Here is a 21,863-nt window from a genome sequence, read left to right on the forward strand (position 1 = left end):
ACGCTCATGCGCACATCACTCATCGGTGGGGATCTGGCCCACCGTGGACTCTTCGGCGGACGGATCTCGAAGGTCCGCATCTGGACGCTGTCGATCGCGCTCGTCGTCGGGTTCGTCGCGGCCGCGATCTGGCAGATCGTCGGCCTCGTCGTGCTGGTGGTGCTGCCGCTGATCGGCTGGTTCGTCACGATCGACACCGCCAATAACACCGTCCTCACGCGGCAGATCGACCGGCGATCGTTCCGGAACCGGGACAAGCGCGGTCTGACCACCTTCGTCCCGTACGACAAGGACGGGTGGGACGCCCTGACCGACGCATGGGCGAACGCCGACGGTCGCGCTGCCCGGAAGGAGGCGGAGCGGCAGATGCACGCAATGCGCCTCACGCCCGACGGCGTCGAGGGCATGCTCTGGCTCCGCGAGCGGAATCGCACCCCCGGGATCCAGTGGCACCGACCGTCGTTCGGGCAGGAGTACCTCGCCGTGGTGTTCAGCACCACCGGGCAGGTCGAAGGCATCGAGTCGGACGCGGTGTTCGACGCGTCCGCCGCCGGGTACGAGCAGGTTCTCGCGCAGTTCGGCGACGCACTCACCCTGCCGAACCGTGTGCAGACGATCTCCCGCATCCTGCCCTCGGACCCGGCCCCACACGAGGCGTGGCTGGCTGAGAACGGCGACGACACGATCCCCGACAAGATCCACGAGTCCTACCGCGAGGTCGTCGACGACATCTCCGCAGCGCAGCTGGTCAACCGTCCGATGTTCGTCGTCTGCTGGCCCGTCACCGACCGGTTCGTCGCCCGCGCGGAGCGTGCTGGCGAGGGCATCGACGGCTGGCTGACGGTGATGGACCGGGAGATCCGCTCAGTGCAGGCAGCGTTCGAGGCGGCCCGGTTCCGGAACGTCCGACCGCTGACCGCCCGACAGACCGCCGCCGTGCTCCGGCACCTGCAGCACCCCGGCTTCCCGATGGACCAGGCCGGCGACATCACCCCCGACCGGGCATGGCTGCCCTCGCAAGAGGACTGGTCGTACATGACGTACGTCGGCGCACCTGACGGGAGGCTCTCGCAGTCGCTCTCGCGCACCTGCCGGGTCACCGCGAAGGACGTGAAGATCTCGCATCGTACGTCCCTGTGGATGGCGCCGATGCTCGGCGAGATGCGGCACCAGGTCGTCCGCACGATCAGCTTCCACCTCGAGCTGACCCCGCAGGACCACGCGCTGTTCCTCGCGGAGAAGGACCGGGTGTCCGACATTGCCGACGCGAACCGGCGGGCTCGCGGCGGCGGCATCGAGGACGCAACGCTGAACGTCGAGCAGGAGGCGGCGAAGCGTCGCATCGCCGACCTCACACCCGGCACCGGACACACCGGCGCGAACTGGGTCGGCTACATCACCGTCACCGCCGGCAGCAAGCGGGAGCTCTCCGACGCCGTCGAAGAGATCACGGCCGCTGCATCGAACGCCGGCATCAGCAAGCTCACCTGGCTGGACCCCCACCAGCAGACCGCCGCCGCCTACACGTGGCCGGTCGGCCGAGGGATCGCCCCGACGAACGGATCGATCGGCACACGCGTCGAGAAGCTCGCAGCGGGCAAGGAAGCGAAGGAATCGCTGTGACCGGCCTCGACTGGACGATGTTCGTCAGCGTGCAGGGGTTGCTGATCGTCGGAATCGGTTACATCGCAGTCGGCTGGCGGACCCGGAACCGCCGCCGCGCTCGGACCGGCATCGTCCTCGCCGTCGCCGCGATCGCCGCACTGGTGGTGGGCGGCATCATCGGCCCCGTCGCCGGCCTCTTGCTCGTCGCCGTGGCGGTCCTGTCGGTGTGGTCGGTGACGCGGCGGCTCCGGAGCATCGACCAGCAGGCAGCAGCACAGCAGGCCGACGCATGACCGGCCGCGACGACATCTACACGACCGTCACCACGATCCTCCCCGCCGGTGAAGACGAGCAGCTCCGCCGCTCACGGCAGCTCCGGTCGCGAGTGCTCGACCTCAACCTCTGGGCGAAGGAGGGGTGGCGGCTCCGCGACAGCATCCACATCCCCGCTGACGACGTGATCGAAGTGCACGACACCCTCGAACGAACAGGACCCACCCGATGAGCACCACGACGAACACCGAGCCCAAGACGACCGATGAGCCGTTCGAAGGGACCCGTCGCTCCCGGCGTGCTGGCGCACTGTCCGCGAAGCAGCGGATGAAGCGCACCCTCCGCTCCGTGCCCGAACCCGTCGAGGATGTCACCGATGAGCTCGCGCCAGGCCACGACGCGAACGGCTTCCCGGTGGCGGCAGAGGGCGGCTACCAGCCGAAGCGGCGGAAGCTGCTGACCCGGATCGGGTACTACGGACCCGTCGTCGCCGGCGCACCGTCGACGACTCGGCAGGTGGAGATCCTCAACCCGGCTCCGATCGCGTCACCGATGGAGTTCCAAGGGCTGCTGTCGGGGATCGAGACGCTGTCGTCGACGCCGGCGACGAACGACCAGTTCGCGGCGTTCCGCGCCGGGAAGGTCACCTCCGCGAACGTCTGCACGATCGGTGACGTCGGGGTGGGTAAGTCGACGCTGATGAAGTGCGACTACGTGCTCCGGCCCCTGGTGCTGAAGGGGCGGCGGGTCGTCGTCATCGACATCAAGCCGTTCACCGGCGACTCGAAGTTCGGCGAGTACACCCCGGTCGCGGCCGCGATCGGGGTCGACCCGATCCGGTTCATCATCGCCGACACCACGACGTCGGCGGCGCGCGAGGGAGTGACGCTGAACCTCCTCGACCCGCGGCTGCTGCAGACGCAGCTCGTGCCGGGCCCGACCGGCATGGTCCAGATGGTGCAGCAGGCCGCCGCGGTCCTCAACGACAACGTCGAGCTGGACCGGTTTGAGAAGAAGGCCATCCGCGTCGCCGTCCTGCACGCTCTGCAGGCGGCGAAGGACAAGGGCCGCGCCGCGAACATCCTCGACGTGCTCGAGTACCTCGGCGACATGGACGTCCCCGAGTACAGGGGTCTGAGCTCGGCGGTCAAGGATCACCAGGAGCTCGCCGGCTACGGCGCGCGGATCCTCCTCGAGCGGATCCCGGAAGAGATGCCGGGCCTGTTCGACGGGGACACCTCCTCGAACGTGGCGCTGGACAAGAAGGCGACGTTCTTCGACTTCAGCCAGCTGCCCGAGGACGGCCCCGCCCGATCCATCGGCATGATGCTCGCGAACGCGTGGACGATCGGCGCGATCCGGACGTCGAAGGAGTCGCAGCAGACGAACTTCTGCGTCGACGAGGGCTGGTTCCTCGTCGGCGGCCCGATGGGTGCTGTGATCCGGTCCAACTCGAAGCTGTCCCGTGCGCTGGGGCTCTCGAACGTGGTGAACATCCACCACGTCGCCGACATCCCCGCCGACGACCCCGCGATCTCGTTCATCAAGGAAGCCGGGACGCTGCACCTGTTCCGGCAGGCACGCTCCGACGACGCCGAACAGGCCGCGTCCATCGCGGGCCTGCGCACCGGGGCCTCGGAGTACCTGATGACCCTCCCGCAGGGGCACCACTTCAAGAAGGTCGGCATCGACGCCGAGACCCGCGTCTCGCACATCCGCTCGAGCTTGGAGAAGAAGATCACCGAGACCAACTACGCGATGGGCGTGGTCGCGGAGCAGCAGTCCAAGGAGCAGGGGCTGGTGGCCGCATGAGCGCCCGGCAGGAACGCGGCGTCCCTGTTTGGGTCGCGGCCGGTGTCGCGGTCGCAATCGTCGCGGTCGTCGTCGCCGGCGGCCTGGTGGCGTACTTCGCGCTGCGCGGTCCGGCACCAGTCAGCGCCCCGGCGCCGACCGCAGTCCCGTCCGCCTCGGCATCAGCGACGTCGACGCCGACGCAGGCGGCACCGACGGACTCTCCGACGTCCACAGCAACCGGCTTCGTCACCGCGTTCACCGACCACACCGTGCCGGATGACGTGTGGGAACAGCAGTACGGCAGCTACCTGACGGAGCGGGCGAAGACGGCGTACGAGGGCACGAACCGCGACCGAGTGCCTGGCACCCGCGTCACCGGGCCCGCAGAGGTGACCGCAGGCGTGTCCGCAACGCCGATCACGGGAGCGGCCGACGATGACGGCGACCAGGATCCCGTCCCCGCGATCGTCACCGTCCCCACCGATGCCGGCACGTACACGGTCAACCTGCAGCAGCAGGACGGCCGTTGGCTGGTGGTTTCGGCGCAGCTGCCCGGGAGCGACCAGTGAAGGGCGGCATCGTCGCGGCGGTCGCGGTGATCCTCGCACCGATCGTCGTCATCGTCGGCGGGATCTACTTCGCCGTCGCAGCGTCCTCCGGCACCCCCGCCGCGGCGTCAGTGTGCGGCGCCGATGCCGGCGCCACCGGGGCCGTGAGCGGCGACATCCCGGACAAGGTCGGACAGTGGGGACACGACCAGCTCGGTGTCGCAGCCAAGCTGATCGCCGTCGCGAACGAGATGAAGGTCAACGACCAGGCGACCACCATCCTCGTGATGACCGCGATGGGTGAGTCCTCCCTGTCGAACCCGAACCACGGCGACGCGGTCGACAACACCACGATCGGCGTACTGCAGCAGGGCAGCTCGTACGGAACCCGGGACCAGCGTCTCGACATCCCGACCGCGGCGAAGGCGTTCCTGACGCGGCTGCTCAAGGTCGACGGGTGGGAGTCGATGGAGCCGACCCTCGCCGCCCACAAGGTGCAGGGCAACGCCGACCCGTACCACTACGCGCCGTTCTTCTCGCAGGCGCAGCAGGTCATCAAGGCCCTCACCGGCAAGGCCGTCACGTCCGGCTGCGACGTCTCCGGCGATCAGAAGGAGCTCGCGGCCACCCTCGCCAACGCGTGGAAGAACGGCACCTTCACCGACACGTACCACCCGCAGATGGTTGAGCAGGAGATCCTCCCGATCGTCGACGGGACGATCAAGCCCGGATGCCAGGTCGACACCCGCATCCTGCAGATCCTCGTCGCGGCGCTGAACAAGTACGGGTCCGTCCAGATCAGCGACATGAACCGCCCCTGCGTCGGCATCGGCACGAACTGCCCCGGGTCCCTGCACTGCAAGAACCCCGCCGTGGCGGTGGACTTCAACGCCGTCGGCGGGAAGGTGCTGCTCGGTTCCGGCCCGGCGGACATCGAGTTCCTGCAGTGGCTCAACACGATCCTGCCCAAGGGCTCACAGGCCGGGCAGGTGCAGTGCCGGCCGAACACACCGCTGTCGAACATCCGCCAGTTCGAGGACGGCTGCTCGCACCAGCACATCGACCTCGGCGGAACGACCGACGCGCTCGCCCTCGCCACCAGCAAGGAGAAGTGACCCGATGACATCAACCAGCGATCGGGTCACGGATCCCATCGACCAGGTACGACGAGCCGTCGAGGCGTACCGCCAGTCCCGACAAGCCCGGGACGACGCGATCGCCGACGCGGCGATCGCGCTCGGCCGCGAGGCCGCCGCAGAAGCGTCGGGCCTGTCGCTGTCCCGCATCCAACAGCTCGTCAGCGACCGCACCCGCACCACCAACGCCACGAGGAGGTCCGCATGAGCACTCGATCACGCGGCGAGCTCGCTCGCACCGTCGGCTGGGCACTGCTCGGGACGGCGGCGATCGCCGTCATCGTCACCGTGTTCATCGCCGCAGCCTCCGGCAACCCCATCAACGTCAACCCCATCTGAGATCAGCAAGCGGAGGAAGAACATGCCTGTCAAGACGATCTGGCCCGTGCAGTACACGTGTGGCCACACCGAGAACCGCGACCTGTCCGACAAGCCCGCCGGGAAGCGGACGGCGTCCGCGAAGTGGTTCGGCGAGCACCTGGTGTGCGGTCGATGCTTCAACAAGCAGAACGGTTCCGGAGAGAGCGACGCCGAGCGGGATGCTCGGCACGCGAAGGAAGCCGAACAGATCCGCGAGGACGCGGAGCGTGACGGTCTGCCGGTCGACCTGGTCGGCACGGAGAAGCAGGTGCCGTGGGCCCTGCGGATCCGTGCGGAGCTGATCCGCGGCGCGTACGAGGCGCTCGTCGAGAGCGGCGAACTCAGCGACGCGGAGTTCGAGGAGCAGGTGCTCGTCACAGCCCGCCCCCTCGACCGGGCCCGCTGGTGGATCGACAACAAGGACGCCGCCGCCGAGGACCTCCCCGAGCTGCTCGCTGACCCGGGCACCATCGACGTCGGCGCATCGACGGAGAACGTCGCATGAGCATCGCAGACGGTCAGAACATCGACCCCGCGCTCCGTACCGCGTACGCGGGAGTGGCCGGCGCTGGCGAGGGTGCCGAGCGCGCCGGTCGCCGGCTCACCGCTGCGCTCGACCCGGTGCGGATCGCCGCGCAGATCCAGCACGGGTCCCGCTCTTCGCAGTGGGACGAGTCGGAGTGGCCTGAGCCGGGGGAGCCGCTGCCGCGGTTCGTGGAGGTCGGCCTCGGCCGGCCCGTAGTGGAGACGATCGAGTCGCGGCGCTTCGTCGACGTGCTCGCCGGCGAGATCGCCGACGCCCGCGCCGTCGGTGAAGAAGAGCCTCCGGTGACGGCGGAAGACCGCGTAGCAGCACTTCGCACCGCGCCGGAGGTGTGGGACGCCCTGGTCAGCCGCGGCGAGCAGCTACCGCCTGAGCCGGAGTGGTGGCGGACCGAGCGCACGGATCTGCGCGCGGAGATCCCGACCCTGCAGGCGCGGATGGAGCAGGCGTACCTCGACGGGTACGACGAGCGGATCCGGACCGGCCTCGCGTACGACGACGCCGACGAGGCGGGCAAGGAGCAGGTCGGCGGCCAGGTTCTCACCGCGAAGGTGCTGGCCTACGACGAGCTCGGTCGTCTCTCCCGCACACTCGACGCGGAGCTTCCCGGCGAGGAGGTGGCCTTCGTCCCGGGCGCTGCGGATGAGCCGTTGACCCCGGCGGCGGAGGCGGCGCTCGAGCGCAGCGCGCACCTCGCCGGCCGATGGGCGGCGCTCGACACCGGCGCGGACGACCTGATCGCGGACATCGACCGACGCACGCGCGAGCTCACGCATGCCCCGTCCGTGCTCGCCGGGGATCCGCGTGACGCGCTGTTCAACTACCTGGACCCCGACGCGCGTCGCGCCGAGCGGGCGTTGCCGCAGATCGAACGCGACAACACGGTTCGGTCCGCTCAGACGTTGACCACGTCGACGTCGAGCCGTGACCGGGGTGGCCTGTTCGAGCGGCTTCGGGAACGCCGCGACGAGCGGCGAGCACAGACGGCATCGCTGACGGAGCCCGGGCGACAGCCCGTCGCGCCGCAGCAGACGCAGAGCATCAAGTGACGGGGAGCAGACCATGACCGATACGACAACCGGCGAGCGGTTCCGGAACGAGTGGCCGCTGTGGGTGGCGGGCGCTCTCCTCGTGGTCGCAGCGCAGGCAGCGCTTGCGACTACCGCGACGGGGATCGGCCCATTCGATGTGTTCCTCAGCGTGATGGTGCTGATCCGGCTGGTGTTCCAGTCGGGCACGCCGACCGGCGTCACGCTGCCCTCCGGCGGCGAGTTCATCGCCTGGTGGATCGGGTACGCGCTGATCGGTGCGGTCCTGTGGGTCGGGGTGTGGCTGGTGGCGCGCAAGCTGTTCGGGGCGAAGCAGCGGGACGGCCTCAGCACGGGCCGTGCGATCACCAAGCGCGTCGGCACCGGGAAGCTCCTGGCGGGGATGACACCGTTCGCGTACCTCGGACGGACCTCGATCGTGGCGCGGGCGGAGGACACGGCTCTCGTCATCGCTGCGCCGCGGATGGGTAAGACGGCCCGCATCGCGATCAAGCGGATCACGGACGCGCCGGCAGCGTGCGTGGTCACGGGCACGAAGCCGGATGTGCTGCGCACGACGGCGAAGATCCGAGCGGACAAGGGCACCGTGCACGTATTCGACCCGGAGGGGGTGTCGATGTGGCCCGACACAACGTCATGGGACATCGTCGCGGGGTGCCAGGACGAGGAGGAGGCCGTCGCTAGAGCGAAGGCGATCGTCAACGCCCGCCCGATGAAGGGCGGTGGGAACAGCGAGTTCTTCACCGAGGCTGCGGACACGGTGCTCCGCTGCCTGCTGCACGCGGCGGCGCTCGGTGGTCGGAACATGCGCGACGTCCTCGCGTGGACGCGTGACTTCAGCGACGACACCCCGTACGAGATCCTCTCGACCCACCCGGGTGCGATGCCCGGCTGGGTCGACGACCTCCGGAAGTTCTGCCGCGCGAAGGCTGAGGAGACGGTCGCCAGCACCGACATGACGCTCGGGCTTGCCCTGAAAGCGTTCGGCACCCGATCGGTGCTCGACGCGGTCTGCCCGCGTCGAGGAGCATTGAGGTTCGACCCAGCCGGGTTCTGGTCGACCAGCGACACGGTCTACCTGCTGACGCAGTCTGGGGAGACGTCGATCTGTGCGCCGGTCATCACCGCGCTGGTGGCGTCAATCGAGCGTGCCGCCCGGAAGCAGTCGACACGGACCGTGGAGGGCCGTCTGGACCCCCCGATGACGCTCGTCCTGGACGAGGTCGCGAACGTCGCGCCCATCCCGTCGCTGCCGTCCCTGATGACTGACGGTGGCGGCCGCGGGATCCTGCCGTGGGTGATCGCGCAGACCCGCGACCAGCTGCGTCAGCGGTGGGGCAAGGAGGGTGCCGGGACGATCATCGAGTCCGCGACGGCGCTGATCGTGCTCGGCGGCAGCAAGGATGCGGACTTCGCAGAAGACATGTCCCGGCTGATCGGTGACCGCCTCGTGGAGCGGCAGTCCTCGACCAGGTCCGGCAGCGGCCTGTCGGACACGACGTCGTGGACGAACGAACGGATCATGCCCGGTTCGGAGATCCGGCAGATCCCCGAGGGTCAAGGGCTGCTGCTGTACCGGGAGCTCGCCGCTGCAGTGGTGAAGCTGCCCGGTTGGTGGGAGACCGACGCGAGGAAGGCATGCGAGGCCTCCAACCAGTGGACGCTCCAGCGGGAGGGTCTGCTCCCGTCGACCGTGGAGACGGCCGCATGAAGCCGGCGGAGGAGCGGCTCGACGACCTCGAGGAGAAGGTCGAGTTTCTGGGCGAGCTGCTCGAAGGGCAGCCGGACGGGCCGTGGACCTGGCGGACGCTCCGAGGGGCGAACCGCTCCGACCTGTGGGCGGAGCTGCACGAGTTCGTCGGGTGGCTGCAGGAACGGTACCTGCGCTACCTCGGCAGCGAGGTCTATCCGCTGCCGCCGACGTGGTTCGAGAGTCCGGTCGCAGTGGAACTGCTCACCGCGCTGATGGTCGCGCACCGTGCGGCGTACAGCGCGGCACAGGTGGAACCGTCGTTCGCGCTCGTGGAGTGGCACGAACGGTGCCTGTTCCCGACGCTCGAGCGGCTGCGCGACGTGAAGGTGTTCCACAACAACGCGGTCCGCACCCCCTCGCGCACCGTCGGGACGGACGACGCAGGGTTCGCGACCTTCCTCGAAGCCGACCTTCGCACGCAGGGGGACGACGCCGAGAGAGCCAGCGTCGTGACCTTGGACGGTGAGCCGAATCGCGCCTAAGATGGACACCAAAAGGGGCCGGTGCTCGCGCACCGACCCCATCCCTCACCCAGGGCCCTCACCGACCGACTGACCTTGTCATCGACATGAGGGTTGGCCCACCCGCCAGTGACTTACAGGGTCACGGAAACGGGCGGAAGCCTCTACGTAGCCACCGAGACATCCTTGTCTTCGGTGGCTTCGTTGCGTTCAGCGGCCTTCCGTCGCGGACCCGTCGCCTTGGACCCTGGCTTGCTGACGTCGATGACGAGCATGCCGTCCTCGAACTCCGGGGTCCATCGGTACGCCTCGTCGGTGTTGAGTCCGATGAACTGCGTGAAGAGCGTGCCTGCGACGAGCCAAGGGCCACGCTCGGTGTCCTTCGCGCCCTGCGGGCGCACGGGGTACGAGTTCTGGTTCGTGAGCGGGGCGGGGCGCATCGCGATTGCCTTCCGTTCTGCGTCCCACAAGAGCTCGACGCCTTCCGGCTTGCCGAGGCCCTCGAACGCAGCTCGGTTGATCGAGAACATGCCGCGGCGCTGGATGGTCACCGACGGAGTCGTCGGGACCGGAGCGCTGCCCTTCTCGTACACGGTGAAGCCCATCAGGTCCTCCTTCTTCTCGTCGCTGCCTTGCCGGTGACTCCAAGGTACAACGGAATCGATAGAGAGTGCAAGCAGCGCGTTAGATGACTTCCGCAGCGGGGTATACCGAGCAGTCTAGGTGAGCCTGGCTCTACCGACTGGGTAGGCCTGCCGGTTGGGCAGAAACAGGGCGAGTGGGTCGTCAGACGCGCTGACGTAATCTGCGCGCGGGTTTCGTTGCGCACGTCGTGAACGTTGACGACGACGCTCGTTTGATCGACGGTCCACTTCGTTGGACAGGCTGACGGATTTTCTACGTCGGTTTCGTTGCATACGTCGCGAACGTTGACGACGACGCTCGTTTGGTCGGCGGTCCACTTCGTTGGACAGGCTGACGGATTTTTCACGTCGGTTTCGCTGCGTACGTCGCGAACGTTGACGACGACGCTCGTTTGATCGGCGGTACGTCTAGTCGGACAGGCTGACGGATTTTTCACGTCGGTTTCGCTGCGTACGTCGCGAACGTTGACGACGACGCTCGTTTGATCGGCGGTACGTCCAGTCGGACAGGCTGACGGATTTTTCACGTCGGTTTCGTTGGGTACGTCGCGAACGTCGACGACGACGCTCGCCTGATCGGCGGCACGCGTCGACGTACGGTCTACGTGGTTGACGTGACCGACGACGATCAAGCGGAACCTGTCGAACGACGGGGGGGCGCCGAGCCCTGTGCGGCGTAGCCGCCTACTGGCGGGGACCGCGCTGGGTTGGGTCACCCGTGACGGGCGGTTCCTTCGTCACTGCGCGGTCGGTGTCCTGCTGCCGGCGCGCCTTGAGGCGATCGAACACATCGCCTCCGGCGCTGTCGGGCCGGGTCCCGCCGCGGCGGGCACGGAGCCTGTCGATCGACGACTCCTTCCGGTCGGCCGCCTGCTCGCGCAGCACCGACGACTTGTGCGCGGCGACGATCCGAGCGTGAAGGTCCTGCCCGACGGGTCGCTCGCGCAGTCCCGCCGGGACCGCGTCGGCGGCTTCAGCGTCGACGTTGTACCGGGTTCGGAACGTGTCGACCTCGCCGGCGAGGCGGACCCATGCCTCGCGGCGTGCGGGATCTTCCGGGACAGCGCCGAGCTGCGCAGCCCAGGCGGGCTGTTTCGCGGCGACCTGGTGCCCGCGCTCAAGCAGGCGAGCGTGAATGTGGTCGTAGCGGTCCTGCAGCTCGGTCCGCCAGTCGTCGTCGACGCCCGCGGCGCGCAGCGGACGCGGGTCGGCGATCCACGCCGGCACGTCGGGGACGTCGACGGTCGGGTGCTCGGCGATCCACGCAGCGGTTGCGTCCTTGACGCGGCCGGCGAGGGCGGCCGGGACGTTCTCGACCTGCTCGAGCGGCTTGTCGGTCCAGGCGCGGTAGAGCACGTCGGCAGGTTCGAGGCCGGCGGCCTCGGCCTGACGGAGCGCCGCCTTCGTGACGGCCCAGGTCGGCTCGGCGGTGATCGCTGCCGCGGCGTCGCGGCCGAGAGCGGTGTCGGCGGCGACGGCGAACCGGCGGTCGTCGAGTTGCTGCAGGAGGTCGGCGTACTCGTCGGCGAGCCGGGTCACCTGACCGGCTTCCTGCTGAGCGACCCGCAGCTGCTCGTGCGCGGTCAGGTTGGGGTCGACGTTGCCGGCGATCCTCGCCAGGACGTCGCGCATGTCCTGGCCGGGCTCGGTGATGACGACGAAGGTGTTGCGGTGGCGTCCACGGGTACCGCCGACGTAGGCGGCGTTGCGCGACGTCGACGCGTCGACCATCTGCCACATGGTGTCGCCGGTGTTGCCCTGCTCGCCGTGGGTGGTGCGGGCGTAGCCGAGCTGGGCGTGCTGCTTGACGTAGTCGGCCGGCAGACGCAGCTTGCCGCCGTGGCCGGCGTGCACGACGTCGAGGGAACCGTCCTCGTGGACACGCTCGACCGTCCACCGGTCGCCGTTCTTCACGAACTCGCGGCCGCGGTGCATCCGCTGCTTGTAGTCGTTCTTGCGGGTCACGAGCCGGTCTCCGACGTGCGCTTGGAAGCCGTCCATGAGGTCCGCACCCCGACGGCCCGAGACCTCGCCGGTGGTGAAGCGGTATGCCTGCGCACGCGCGTTCAGCTCAGCGACCTGCGTCCGGGTGGGTGCGGCCATGAGAGCGTCGAGGCCCTGGTCGATGTCCTGCTGCCAGCCGTTGAAGATGTGGTCGGCCATCCGGTCAGCGTCGCCGCCCACGACGCGGTCGTTGGCGAGGTGCCATGCCCACGGATCCTTCACCGTCGGGTCGCGCAGCAGCAGCGTCGCGGCAGCTTCGTCGGGGTTGCTGAAGCGGTGGAGTTCATCGAGGTGGGTCGCGCCGACCTCGTGCTCGAGCAGGCGCAGCATGCCGCCGGAGGCGACTGCGTCGAGCTGCTTGTCGTCGCCGATGAACCGGACGTGGGCGCCGGTGAGCTCGGCGATGCGGACGACCTTCGCGAGGTTCACCGTGCCGGCCATGCCGGCTTCGTCGACCACGATCACATCGCCACGGCGCAGGTCGATGTCACCCGTGATGGACTTCGCCTCGAGCAGCTGCTCGAGGGTTGTGCCGACGAGGAACTTGTCGAGCGTGACGGCCTTGATGCCGACCGCGTCGGACATGACCGCGGCCGCGGCCGCGGACGGGGTCAGGCCGATCATGCGACCACCCTCGGCTTCGATGGCACGGGCGGCGACCTTCAGCGCAGTCGTCTTCCCGGTACCGGCGGGGCCGACGCCGACCATGACGCGCACTGGGTCACACGCGAACGCCGCGGCGAGAGCGGCCTGTCCGGCGTCAAGGTGGGAACCGTGCTTCGCCTTCGCAGCCGCGAACGTAACCGGCTGGACCGGCCCGAGGGTGCGGTCCTTTGCAGCGTCGAGGATAATCCGCTCCGCGTCGAACACCGCCTGCGACGAGAACACCACCGCGCCCTTGGACACGTACGGAGAGGAGCCGTCGCGCATCGCGACGGGCTGGAACGTGCCGTGCGCTGGGGGCGGGGTGAGACGGATCGAGTGGCCGTCGATGACGGTCTTCGTGATGATCGCGGCGCCGGTCTTGCTGTCCAGCCCGGGCATCCCACGGTGTTCGTTCACCCACTGCTCGGCGGCGATCTGCACGTTGTTGACGCCCCACGTCGAGCGGGCCTCCGACACCTTCGCCAGGATCGTACGGGCCGCGTCCTCCGGGTCGAACGGTGCCTCCTGGTCGGAGCCGAGGCCACGACCGAGGAGAGCACCGACTTCGAGGTCCTGGCGTCGTGTGCTCTTCCGCGCCGCGTCGAACCACGCCGTCGCGACCACGGCGACGGGGCGGATGTGCTCCTTCTTCGGCCGCGTCGCGAGAACCGCCTGCTGCGCGATCTTGCGCCTCGTGGCGCGATCCGGTGAGCGCCCGTGGTCACGTCGGTAGTCCCGCTCGAGGTCCGCGGCGACCCTCCGGGAATCACGCGACCGGGTGGACGATTCCGCGATCAGGTCATCACTGACGCCGGCGAGCTCGACCACAGGAGGGTCGCCGGCGCGCACGGTCCGGGCGCGGGTCGTAGCACCCGTGAGCTCGCACACGTAGTCCATGACCGCTCGGTTGTGGATCGCCGCAGCGGTCATCGCCTGACGGTGCAGCAGCTTCGAGTCGAGGGTCCGCCACTTGCCGTCGGAGCCGAGCACCCGGTTCGCGACCACCACGTGGTCGTGCAACTGCGGGTCCCCAGACCGGGAATCGTGATGGCGGAACTTCGTCGCGATCAGACCGCCCTCGACGTCGAGCTGACGGACGCCGTTCACGCCTGCGCGGGTGGCGATAGCGTTCTCCTCGAGCCACGCAATCGAGTCGGCGATCGCGCGCTCCTGCGCCTGCTCGATCAGTCGAGCAGTCGCGTGGTCGTCCTGCGCGATCGCCGCGGCCCACGCGATCGAGACTGACTTCGGCGGCGAGAACGTGAGGTCGATCCCCGACACGGTGTTGCGATCCGAGCGAGTGGCGGCGGTGATGAACTTCCCGAGTTCCTCGCCGTCCGCGGCGGCACGGCCGTTCGCTTCTCGGAACGCCTGCGCGCCGACAGCGGTCCGAAGCTGAGCGCGTTCCTTCGCGTCGGGCTCGCGGTGGCGGGTGCGCTCGAAGCGGTCCTCGGCTTCCTTGATCGCGGCCGCGAGCTTCGTCGACGACGCGGACATACGGTGCGGAGCGCGACCGAGCCGGGCCTCCTTCTCGGCATCGGCGAAGCTCTTCCCGGCCTCCATCGAAGCAGCGATCATGGCCTCAGCGTCGGGGTGGAGCCCCTCACCGAACAGGGCCTTCATCTGCGCTTCGGTGACCTCGCCGGCCATCCCCAGCAGACCGATCCCGCCACCGACCCACTGCCCCGGAGGGTTCCCCTCAACGGTGTAGTAGTCGCCGATCTCGCGGCCCTGCGCGCGTCGCACGTCGCCGGTCGCGACCTCCGACGTGTAGTAGGTGTAGCCGTCCCCGGTCGACAGCACATGCAGGCTCATCGTCACAGCGCATCACCCGGAACGGGTAGTGCGGCAGCGGAGAGCATGCCGCAAGGGTACCCCACTCATTCATAATGCCAATGGTGTGATCGCCGGTGAACCGAAGGATGAGGGGAACGGGCTCGCGAGCTATGGTGAGCGCGGATGCTGGTTGAGACCACGAGAACGGCAAGCATCGACGACTGAGGGACGAAGGATGTCGGTGCTGAGAGTGGAGTGCGTCGAAGGCAGCATCCGAGCCAGAACCGCATGACGGTTCTGGCTCGGACAGACTCGGTCCGGCTTGCCCGGTCCGCTCCCGAACCGCGTCGCGGTCGGGAGCTGTAGCCGTTAGGTCGCAAGGGGCGGCCGACCACGATCGGGAGGGATCGAGATGGCAGAGAACCGGAAGTCAGCAACGCAGGCCGCCGCCCGGAAGGCCGCGCGCGAGCGCGCCGCCGAGCGGGCCGCGGAGTTCCGTCGTCGGCAGGAGCAGCTCGAGGAGCTCGCCGCCGAGTACTTCGTCGCCGTCGACGCAGTCGACACGATCGAGGCAGACGCGGAAGAGCGCATCGCGGCGATCCGTGCCGAGACGGAGCAGAGGGCCCAGGCGTCGCGTGCGGAGGCCGCTGGCATCGTCGGGCGGATGCTCGACACCAAGGTCTCCCGCGACGAGGTCGCCGAGCGCCTCGGTATCCCGGTGCGTGAGGTGAAGCGGTTCAAGCCGAAGGCGGCCGCCGTCACGCCGGACACTGCCGGCGACATGGTCGATCGCCCGGAGGGCGACGCTGGCGAGCAGCACAGCGCGGACAACGAGCAGCCGGGCGAGCACGCCGCCTATGCGGCGTAGCGGTCGTGTGCTGGTGGTGCTTCGCTGAGATCGACGGCACCGCGGACTACTGTCCGCGGTGCCGTCGGTCGTTGCGGGTCTACCCGGAGCAATGGGTAAGCGCGCGCGACCCGAGCGACGTCGAGCGGTGCCCCACCTGCGAGAGCCGCTTCACCCGCGCCGACTACGAGTGTCCAGAGTGCGGCCGCCCCTTGCGGGCGTCCCGTGACGGCCGTCTCAGCACCTGACGTGACCTAGCCCCGAGCCGCAGTCGTACTCGGGGCTGCGTTGTGTCTGGGGCCGCTGTCGTCACCAGAGTGTCGGTGTGTCCGACGCGATGCCGGTGCGGCATGCGCGCACGGCTGCGGCGTCCCACCCGTGCTCCCGGAACGCTTCGCGCAGTTCGCGGGACAGTCGCACGCGTTCCGATCGTGGCAGACCCGACGTGCGCAGCGTCGTCCACTCGTTGCGGTGCCGGCCGCGCCGCACGCGCTCGAGCATGTTCCCGCGATGCGTCCCGGGCGCAAGGTGGGACACGGCTTCGTCGACGTCGACGTGGACGCACAGTGGGACATCGCAGGCGTGTAGCAGGAGGACGTCGGGGAGCAGAGCGACGCCGGTCAGGTGTTCGTACAGCCACCGTTGCGGACGCATCGCACGCTGTCCACCGTCGGGTTGAGGTAGCCAGAACCGCCCGTACCCGTCGTCCCCGATCGCTCCGGTCCAGATCCAACAGTCGGATCGGTTCGGTCCCTTCACGACATGGGACCAGAACCGATCCGGAGCGGTCGACGTTCCATCGCTGGTCACGTGTCGGTCCTTCCTGCGAGGATCGGGCCATGCGGTTCGTACTGGGGGCATGGATCAATCGGCGGTACACGCGGCTGCCGTCGAGTATCGTGCTCGGGCTGCTGCCCGGGGTGATCTTCATCTTCACCGGCGTGCGCGCGTTCCTCGAGGGCGACTGGATCGCCGGCACTGCGGCCGTCATCTTCGTCGTGCTGCAGGCGCTCGCCTACCCGCTGGCCCGGGAGAGCTACTTCCGCGTGACGCAACCGATGCGCGCCGGCATGGGTGGATGGATCCTGCCGGGACCGCTCGCGCTGCTGATCCTGCTGGTCCGCTTCAACGTCTACATCTACCTGTGGGTCTTGGCGATCCCGGTTGGCATCGCCGGCTTCTGCTACCTCGCGCTCACCGAGCGCGCGGGCAACGGGTGGCGGCTGGCGTAACAGCATCAGCGGCGCGGGCCCTGCTGCGGGCCTCGTCGTTCGTCGCCGGCGGCGGAGCCTCCGCGGAACTGATCGCGCCGGCGGGCTCGCTGTTCCTCAACGCGCTGCTGTAGGCGTTCAATGCTGGACCCGCCGGCCCGCCGCTGCGGACGCGCATCGGGGCGAGTGACGGCCCGGTCGAGGACCGCGGCGAGTCGATCGGATCGGCCGGTGGCCTGGTTGTAGAACCGGGCTGCCACGAACTCGTCGCGGAGCGGAGCGCCGACGTGGAAGCGGCCGGCGTCGAGTCGGTAGCCGGCGTTGTCCGCGAGCTCGGAGAAGAACACGAACTGCGCCCGGGTGTTGCCCTCCCGGAACGCGTGGATGGTGTTCAGCTCCCCCCAGTACTCCGCCAGGCGCTCGACAAACTGTTCGCGTGGGAGACCGGTCAGGTGGTGCTCGCGCTCGAGGAGCCGGTACTGATTCGCGGCAGCGTCCGCGATTCCGGGTCCCGGGTAGTACCCGTACGCGACGGTCGGTGCTGCGGGGTCGCCGAGCGGGTAGTTGACGACGTCGGGGCCGTCCTTGGTCATGCGAGTGTCAGGGCCGACGCGTTCCTGCCCGGCCCACTCGTAGACGTCCTGGAAAATCCGCCGGTGGATCTCCTTCATGTGGTCGTAGTCGAACTGGCCGTCGACGGGCTCGGCTGCGAGCTCGACGAGGCGGACCTGCGCGGCGAACTCTTCGCGCGCTGACAGGTCTGCGGCCGTGGTGGCGCCGAGCTTGTTCCGGAGAACAGTCGTACCTGGGATGAAGTAGTCATCCCAGGCACGGAAGGTGGTCGGCACGGTTCAGCGTGCGTCGATGTGCGCCATCCCGGCAGCGATCGCAGCTTCGGCGGTCATCGTGCCCTCGGCGACACGGCGTGCGTAGTCGCGGAGGATCGGGTCGGTGACCTGGTGGCCGGCTGCGCCGAGCGCGGCGTCGGCGAAGTCGACTCGGCGGTCAGCCTCAGCCGCGGGAACGTGTCCGGTGCGCGGTGTCGTGATGCTCATAGTCGTCGTCCTCCTGAGTCAATTCTACCGCCGCGGGTGGGCAGCAGTCAGGGTTCGTCGGGGTATTCGTCGTCGACGTCCCAGTGCAAGAGCCGCGTCGCGGCGCCCTTGTACGGGCCGCGGTTCTCATGGATCGCGCAGTCGTGGTTGTCGTGGTCGTACGCTGCCCGGTAGTACCGGTCTGCGTCGAAGTCCGCGGCGTTGAACGCGTTCCACGCGACGTCAACCTCGGCTTGCCGGGACTCGTGCCCCCACCGCTGCCCCTGGCGGAAGATCATCCACTCCCGGGCGGTGAACTCCCCCATCGGGATCTCACTGTCTGGCCTGTCTGCCGGCGGCGCAGCAAGCTCGGCGGGATCCGCGGGCCCGATGTGCTGTGGGCTCGTCGCCTTCCGGTCGCGTGCGAACACGAACGGCCGATGCTCGGTCACCGTGCCTCCTCACCTGCAGCGCGATCGATGACGGCTGAACCGCCTCGAGGTGTCCCTCAGGCCAGGAACAGCCATGCGAGCACCGCCGCGACAAACCCGATGATCGCGCACACTGCCCAGAGTCGGACGATCATCCGGCTTCCTCGGAGGCGCGGGACGGCGAACCACACCGCGATCCCGATCGCGGCGGCGACGGCCGCAGCGATGAGGACGACAATCGCGGCGCCTCCGAGGGTCTCGAAGATCGCAAGGTCCGGTCGGGTGGGACGGACGTCGAGGTCCTTCATGCGTGGCTCCCGGCGTTGGCGTAGTGAGGAAACATGCGGTCGACTGCGGCGTCTTGCCGGTCGGCGCGGTCGTGCTCACCGCGGACCCGGGAAAGCTCGGCAAAGGGCTGTCGCGCCGCGGAGGGCTCGGCAGGAGCCGGGCGGCGGCACATCTCGGCGTAGTACCGGTCGGCGTCGTGCTCGGCCTGCTCGAGGCGGGTCCGCAACTCGAGGATCTCGGCCATGAGCTCCGGGGCAGCCATCTGGAACCCGATCATGTAGCCGGCCTCGTAGACCTGGCGCTGCTGGTTGTCTAGTTCCCACTCGCGGACGTTCTCGGTGGGGTCGGCGGTGGCGCGGTCGATCGCGCGGAACGCTGTGACGGTGTCGCCGGCGTAGAGCTCGTCGACGGCGGCCCGCGTCTCGGGCTGGATCACGTCGGGTCGGACGGCGGTCGGGCGTTCGAGTGTCATCGTCATCACGCGGCCTTCCCCGTCTCGATCAGCGCGGCAACTTCCTGGATCTTGTCGGGCCGGAAGCCGCTCCAGGAACCGGTCGCGGTGTCGGTGACGACGATCGGTGCGTTCATCCCGAGGGTGGTCTTCCACTCCTCGATCTGTGCCGGGTCGACGTCCTCGAGGTGCAGCTCGGTGTACTCGATGCCCGCGGATGCGAGAGCACGCTCCGTAGCCATGCACATCCCGCAGAAACCGGACTTGCTGTAAACCGTGATGCTCATCGAAATCACCTTCCAAAGATTGTGATGCAGTAGGGGCCCCTCCCCCGTTGCATGCTTCTATTCTACGCTTCCGGCACCTATTCCGGTACCCTTTTCCGACATTCTTCGTGACTTTTTTGACGCCTCGCGGCCCGTGTGCACCACCATGTTTGTGCATTCATCGGACCGCACTAATTGTCATTCGCAAGAGATACGCGGGGGTGGCACAAACTGCGCCACCCCCCTTGCCGTCCCGCCTAGGCGATCTCGTAACCGCGTGCCCAGCACTTCTCGCCGGGCGCGTTCTGCACGGCCCCGAGCGTGTAGCACTCGGTGCAGTCGCAGCTCGTTCGCATGTTGTCGCCACCGAAGTCGTCGTCGTCCATTGTTCTCCCTCTCCCTCTCGTTTTTTTGCCGTGAAGGCGACTTGTCGCCGCCAGGGGGAAAGGGCGGAGTGCAATCGGTCGTGGAATACCGGACTGATTGGAGCGAAGCGGAATGAGGGAGGATATGCCGCGAAAGCCGGTTGCGCGGAGACATTTCGCCCGTATGCTGCCGAAGGCTTCACGGCTAATAAACGGGGCGGCAGGCCCGGCAGGGCCGGCGCTCCGTCGCCGGTTCCGCTGCGACGGCTTGCCGGCGCGCCAGGGGTGTGGGGGCGGGCAGCCTCCGCGGGCGGCCGGAGGCCGGCCACGCCCCCCGGCCGCCTGCGGGCCGTCACTCGGCCGCGGTCCGGAGTGCGCTCGTCGCGATCGCAGTGACCTCGACGTCGTCGTGGTCACACTCCCAGAACACGGACCGCACCTCGTCCGCGATGTGCTCGGGCAGCTCCTCGTTCGTCCACGCCGACTGGGGGAACCGCACCGTGACGGTCACGGTCGTCATCGGCTCCGTGGAGGACGGTCCGTGCCCGGCACCGCCCCACTCGTACTGCCACGCGAACCCGACTTCTCCGGCGGGGCCGCCGCCGTGGATCTCGAAGGCGGCGCGGTGCTCGTCGTCGGTGTGGCCTGGTCGGCGGGTGCACCGCCATTCGGCGCCGGCGACGTCGTACGTCGTCGCTCCGCACTCTGCGCCGGTCGGGTCGAGGTCCGCGGCAGGGGCCGCGGGGTCGCGCTGCATGTCGAGGGTGTCTGGGCGTTCGTAGGTGATGAACATGGGCGGTGCGCCTCTCTAGAGTTCGGGGGCGGCCACTGGTCTGGGGCCGCGGGTTGAGGGCCGCGCCGCCGTCGCTATCGGCGGCGCGGCCCGTCTCACTCGGCCGCGGTGGCCTCGTCGGCGTCGGCCTCGTCGGCGGGTGTGACGATCGCGGCGACCTGGTGGGCGGCCTTGAGGACGCGGGCGGCGGTGGAGCGGATCAGGTCGGCGTCTGCGTCGGACCATCCGGCGACGTAGCCGACCGAGTAGGCGGCGGTGTCGAACCCGACCAGTCCGGCGACGACGTAGGCGACGCTCTCGGCCTCGGTCTCCATGAGACCGCGGTGCTCGGCGTACTCGGTCAGGTCGTCGGTGTGGCCGAGGACGATGTGCGCGAGCTCGTGAATGAGCGTCTTCGCCGCGTGCTCCGGCGACAGGTGCGAGCCGATGACGACGCGACGGGCCTCCGGGTCGGTGAAGCCGTTGCGGTGCTGCCCCGGCTCGGTGTGCTCAACGGCCCATCCGTCCGCAACCAGGTGCGCGGTCAGCGCGTCGATCACGCCGTGGTCATCCGCACCGGTCAGCGGTGCGGTGAGCGTCGACGGGTCGTCAGCGTCCGGGTCGATCGGGTCCGTCTGGGCGATGTCGAACACGGGCAGGATCGGGAACCGCGGGTAGCGCTTCTCGACGTCGTCGCCGTTCTCGTCCTGCTCGGTCACCTTCTTGGTGCTGTAACCGAAGATGCGGAGCGACTTCTCCCCCTTGCGGACCTGGCGGCCGAGGGCCTGCCACTTCCGGAAACCGGCGACCCGCTCGGCGTCGGGGCGCTGGCTGAGGATCAGCAGCACGTTGTTGAGGCTGTAGGCGTGGAACGCACCAGCGAACTGCAGGAACGCGGTCCAGCGGTCGGAGTCGCGCAGCGCCTCGACCTGCGTCGCAATCGACTCGTGCAGCGCGGCGGCCTGCTCCTTGCGCTGCTCCGGGGTGACGGACGGGCGACGGGTCTTGGTGTTGCGCTTCTTGGTGGCGGTCGTGGTGGTCATGGTCTGTACCTCCGGTGTCTCAATCGGTGAGGATGGGGAGCGGGAGGGGGCAATTAGTGGTTGTCCCCTCCCGCTTCGTCTCACTCCGCGGGCGGGGTGTAGGTGATCGTGTCGACGAACGTTGCGACCTCGGTTCCGTCGAGGACGACCGTTCCGGCGAGCGTCCAACCCATCGCCGCTGCCGCCTTAAGTTCCGCGTCCCGCTCTCGCAGGGCCGCAGTCCGTGCCTCGGCTGCGTCGTCGGCCTTGCTGACAACCCGGGTCAGCGTCTCGATCTGGTAGCGCATGTGCTCTTCCTCTCCCTCTCGTTGTTTTGCCGTGAAGGCGACTTGTCGCCGCTAGGACGGGAGGGTGGAGTGCAACCCGTAGGGCGGCGGGGGAGAGAATTTCGGCGCGAAATAAGCGAAGCGCGCGCCGAAAATCTCGGAGGAGCCGGCGGCTTGCCGCTTGCGCGGAGCCCGGACGTCCGTACGCTGCCGAAGGCTTCACGGCAAAACAACGGGCCCGCAGGGCCGACAGCGCCGGCTTGCCGGCTCCCTTGGCCGCTTGCGGCTCCCGGCCTC

28 protein-coding genes are annotated in these 21,863 nt (G+C 68.8%); 15 read left to right on the plus strand and 13 right to left on the minus strand.

All coding sequences use genetic code 11. The features are described 5' to 3' along the window. Positions 1-6 precede the first annotated feature (6 nt). The 12 genes from DEJ13_RS17865 to DEJ13_RS17920 are packed head-to-tail and all read left to right on the plus strand — an operon-like array spanning position 7 to position 9,544. Positions 7-1,623 carry a hypothetical protein gene (locus DEJ13_RS17865; RefSeq protein ID WP_111107741.1) on the plus strand — a complete coding sequence of 539 codons (1,617 nt, stop codon included), beginning with the start codon at positions 7-9 and terminating at the stop codon, positions 1,621-1,623. Beyond that, on the plus strand, positions 1,620-1,898 hold the full coding sequence (locus DEJ13_RS17870) for a hypothetical protein (RefSeq protein ID WP_111107740.1): 279 nt from the start codon (positions 1,620-1,622) through the stop codon (positions 1,896-1,898). The genes DEJ13_RS17865 and DEJ13_RS17870 overlap by 4 nt, the downstream gene beginning before the upstream one ends. Continuing rightward, complete coding sequence (locus tag DEJ13_RS17875) at positions 1,895-2,110, plus strand: hypothetical protein (protein ID WP_111107739.1); 216 nt, start codon at positions 1,895-1,897, stop codon at positions 2,108-2,110. Before DEJ13_RS17870 ends, DEJ13_RS17875 begins: the two co-directional genes overlap by 4 nt. Next, positions 2,107-3,690 (plus strand): putative type IV secretion/conjugal transfer ATPase, encoded by a 1,584-nt coding sequence (locus DEJ13_RS17880; RefSeq protein WP_111107738.1) that lies wholly within the window; start codon positions 2,107-2,109, stop codon positions 3,688-3,690. The genes DEJ13_RS17875 and DEJ13_RS17880 overlap by 4 nt, the downstream gene beginning before the upstream one ends. After that, on the plus strand, positions 3,687-4,241 hold the full coding sequence (locus DEJ13_RS17885) for a hypothetical protein (protein ID WP_111107737.1): 555 nt from the start codon (positions 3,687-3,689) through the stop codon (positions 4,239-4,241). Before DEJ13_RS17880 ends, DEJ13_RS17885 begins: the two co-directional genes overlap by 4 nt. Next, on the plus strand, positions 4,238-5,335 hold the full coding sequence (locus DEJ13_RS17890; protein WP_111107736.1) for a hypothetical protein: 1,098 nt from the start codon (positions 4,238-4,240) through the stop codon (positions 5,333-5,335). The genes DEJ13_RS17885 and DEJ13_RS17890 overlap by 4 nt, the downstream gene beginning before the upstream one ends. Positions 5,336-5,339: 4 nt before the next feature. Then, complete coding sequence (locus DEJ13_RS17895; RefSeq protein ID WP_111107735.1) at positions 5,340-5,564, plus strand: hypothetical protein; 225 nt, start codon at positions 5,340-5,342, stop codon at positions 5,562-5,564. Next, the gene (locus DEJ13_RS17900; RefSeq protein ID WP_258374166.1) at positions 5,561-5,695 is read left to right on the plus strand and encodes a hypothetical protein; all 135 of its coding nucleotides are present in this window, start codon (positions 5,561-5,563) and stop codon (positions 5,693-5,695) included. The genes DEJ13_RS17895 and DEJ13_RS17900 overlap by 4 nt, the downstream gene beginning before the upstream one ends. Before the next feature lie 22 nt (positions 5,696-5,717). Next, on the plus strand, positions 5,718-6,221 hold the full coding sequence (locus DEJ13_RS17905; protein WP_111107734.1) for a hypothetical protein: 504 nt from the start codon (positions 5,718-5,720) through the stop codon (positions 6,219-6,221). After that, positions 6,218-7,309, plus strand: a complete 1,092-nt coding sequence (locus tag DEJ13_RS17910) for a hypothetical protein (protein ID WP_111107733.1) — start codon at positions 6,218-6,220, stop codon at positions 7,307-7,309. Before DEJ13_RS17905 ends, DEJ13_RS17910 begins: the two co-directional genes overlap by 4 nt. 13 nt (positions 7,310-7,322) lie before the next feature. After that, positions 7,323-9,020, plus strand: a complete 1,698-nt coding sequence (locus DEJ13_RS17915; protein WP_111107732.1) for a type IV secretory system conjugative DNA transfer family protein — start codon at positions 7,323-7,325, stop codon at positions 9,018-9,020. Next, positions 9,017-9,544 (plus strand): hypothetical protein, encoded by a 528-nt coding sequence (locus tag DEJ13_RS17920; protein WP_111107731.1) that lies wholly within the window; start codon positions 9,017-9,019, stop codon positions 9,542-9,544. Before DEJ13_RS17915 ends, DEJ13_RS17920 begins: the two co-directional genes overlap by 4 nt. 143 nt (positions 9,545-9,687) lie before the next feature. Here the strand turns inward: DEJ13_RS17920 and DEJ13_RS17925 are convergent, their stop codons facing one another. Then, positions 9,688-10,128 carry a hypothetical protein gene (locus DEJ13_RS17925; protein WP_111107730.1) on the minus strand — a complete coding sequence of 147 codons (441 nt, stop codon included), beginning with the start codon at positions 10,126-10,128 and terminating at the stop codon, positions 9,688-9,690. A 723-nt stretch (positions 10,129-10,851) separates the two neighbouring features. Next, positions 10,852-14,631, minus strand: coding sequence for a MobF family relaxase (mobF, locus tag DEJ13_RS17930; RefSeq protein ID WP_146245309.1), 3,780 nt, complete (start codon positions 14,629-14,631; stop codon positions 10,852-10,854). Positions 14,632-15,004: 373 nt separating this feature from the next. Between mobF and DEJ13_RS17935 the strand changes: the two genes are divergently transcribed. Both DEJ13_RS17935 and DEJ13_RS18165 read left to right on the plus strand, forming a co-directional pair. After that, positions 15,005-15,460 carry a hypothetical protein gene (locus DEJ13_RS17935; RefSeq protein WP_111107804.1) on the plus strand — a complete coding sequence of 152 codons (456 nt, stop codon included), beginning with the start codon at positions 15,005-15,007 and terminating at the stop codon, positions 15,458-15,460. Positions 15,461-15,465: 5 nt separating this feature from the next. Next, on the plus strand, positions 15,466-15,687 hold the full coding sequence (locus DEJ13_RS18165) for a double zinc ribbon domain-containing protein (protein WP_111107803.1): 222 nt from the start codon (positions 15,466-15,468) through the stop codon (positions 15,685-15,687). A 61-nt stretch (positions 15,688-15,748) separates the two neighbouring features. On the opposite strand, the gene DEJ13_RS17940 is transcribed toward DEJ13_RS18165, so the two are convergent. Then, positions 15,749-16,249: a hypothetical protein gene (locus DEJ13_RS17940; RefSeq protein WP_111107802.1), complete on the minus strand. Its 501-nt coding sequence runs from the start codon at positions 16,247-16,249 to the stop codon at positions 15,749-15,751. A gap of 29 nt (positions 16,250-16,278) precedes the next feature. Here DEJ13_RS17940 and DEJ13_RS17945 point away from each other — a divergent pair, with 29 nt between their 5' ends. Beyond that, positions 16,279-16,671: a hypothetical protein gene (locus tag DEJ13_RS17945; protein WP_146245308.1), complete on the plus strand. Its 393-nt coding sequence runs from the start codon at positions 16,279-16,281 to the stop codon at positions 16,669-16,671. 5 nt (positions 16,672-16,676) lie between these two features. On the opposite strand, the gene DEJ13_RS17950 is transcribed toward DEJ13_RS17945, so the two are convergent. The 10 genes from DEJ13_RS17950 to DEJ13_RS17995 form a co-directional block, all read right to left on the minus strand. Then, entirely contained in the window at positions 16,677-17,498 is an 822-nt protein-coding gene (locus DEJ13_RS17950; RefSeq protein WP_111107800.1) for a Fic/DOC family protein, read from the minus strand. Between the two features lie 3 nt (positions 17,499-17,501). Continuing rightward, positions 17,502-17,705, minus strand: coding sequence for a hypothetical protein (locus DEJ13_RS17955; RefSeq protein WP_216832263.1), 204 nt, complete (start codon positions 17,703-17,705; stop codon positions 17,502-17,504). Between the two features lie 47 nt (positions 17,706-17,752). Continuing rightward, positions 17,753-18,136 (minus strand): hypothetical protein, encoded by a 384-nt coding sequence (locus DEJ13_RS17960; RefSeq protein WP_111107799.1) that lies wholly within the window; start codon positions 18,134-18,136, stop codon positions 17,753-17,755. A 56-nt stretch (positions 18,137-18,192) separates the two neighbouring features. Next, positions 18,193-18,423 (minus strand): hypothetical protein, encoded by a 231-nt coding sequence (locus tag DEJ13_RS17965; RefSeq protein ID WP_111107798.1) that lies wholly within the window; start codon positions 18,421-18,423, stop codon positions 18,193-18,195. Beyond that, entirely contained in the window at positions 18,420-18,881 is a 462-nt protein-coding gene (locus tag DEJ13_RS17970) for a hypothetical protein (RefSeq protein ID WP_146245307.1), read from the minus strand. Before DEJ13_RS17970 ends, DEJ13_RS17965 begins: the two co-directional genes overlap by 4 nt. After that, positions 18,881-19,141 (minus strand): glutaredoxin domain-containing protein, encoded by a 261-nt coding sequence (locus tag DEJ13_RS17975; protein WP_111107796.1) that lies wholly within the window; start codon positions 19,139-19,141, stop codon positions 18,881-18,883. The genes DEJ13_RS17970 and DEJ13_RS17975 overlap by 1 nt, the downstream gene beginning before the upstream one ends. Before the next feature lie 236 nt (positions 19,142-19,377). After that, positions 19,378-19,506, minus strand: coding sequence for a hypothetical protein (locus DEJ13_RS17980; protein ID WP_258374174.1), 129 nt, complete (start codon positions 19,504-19,506; stop codon positions 19,378-19,380). Positions 19,507-19,837: 331 nt separating this feature from the next. After that, on the minus strand, positions 19,838-20,278 hold the full coding sequence (locus DEJ13_RS17985; protein ID WP_111107795.1) for a hypothetical protein: 441 nt from the start codon (positions 20,276-20,278) through the stop codon (positions 19,838-19,840). Between the two features lie 95 nt (positions 20,279-20,373). Continuing rightward, positions 20,374-21,300 (minus strand): ArdC-like ssDNA-binding domain-containing protein, encoded by a 927-nt coding sequence (locus DEJ13_RS17990; RefSeq protein ID WP_111107794.1) that lies wholly within the window; start codon positions 21,298-21,300, stop codon positions 20,374-20,376. An 80-nt stretch (positions 21,301-21,380) separates the two neighbouring features. Further along, complete coding sequence (locus DEJ13_RS17995) at positions 21,381-21,587, minus strand: hypothetical protein (RefSeq protein ID WP_111107793.1); 207 nt, start codon at positions 21,585-21,587, stop codon at positions 21,381-21,383. Positions 21,588-21,863: the final 276 nt, after the last annotated feature.

The organism is Curtobacterium sp. MCLR17_007 (genome assembly GCF_003234655.2).
Classification (GTDB): Bacteria; Actinomycetota; Actinomycetes; order Actinomycetales; family Microbacteriaceae; genus Curtobacterium.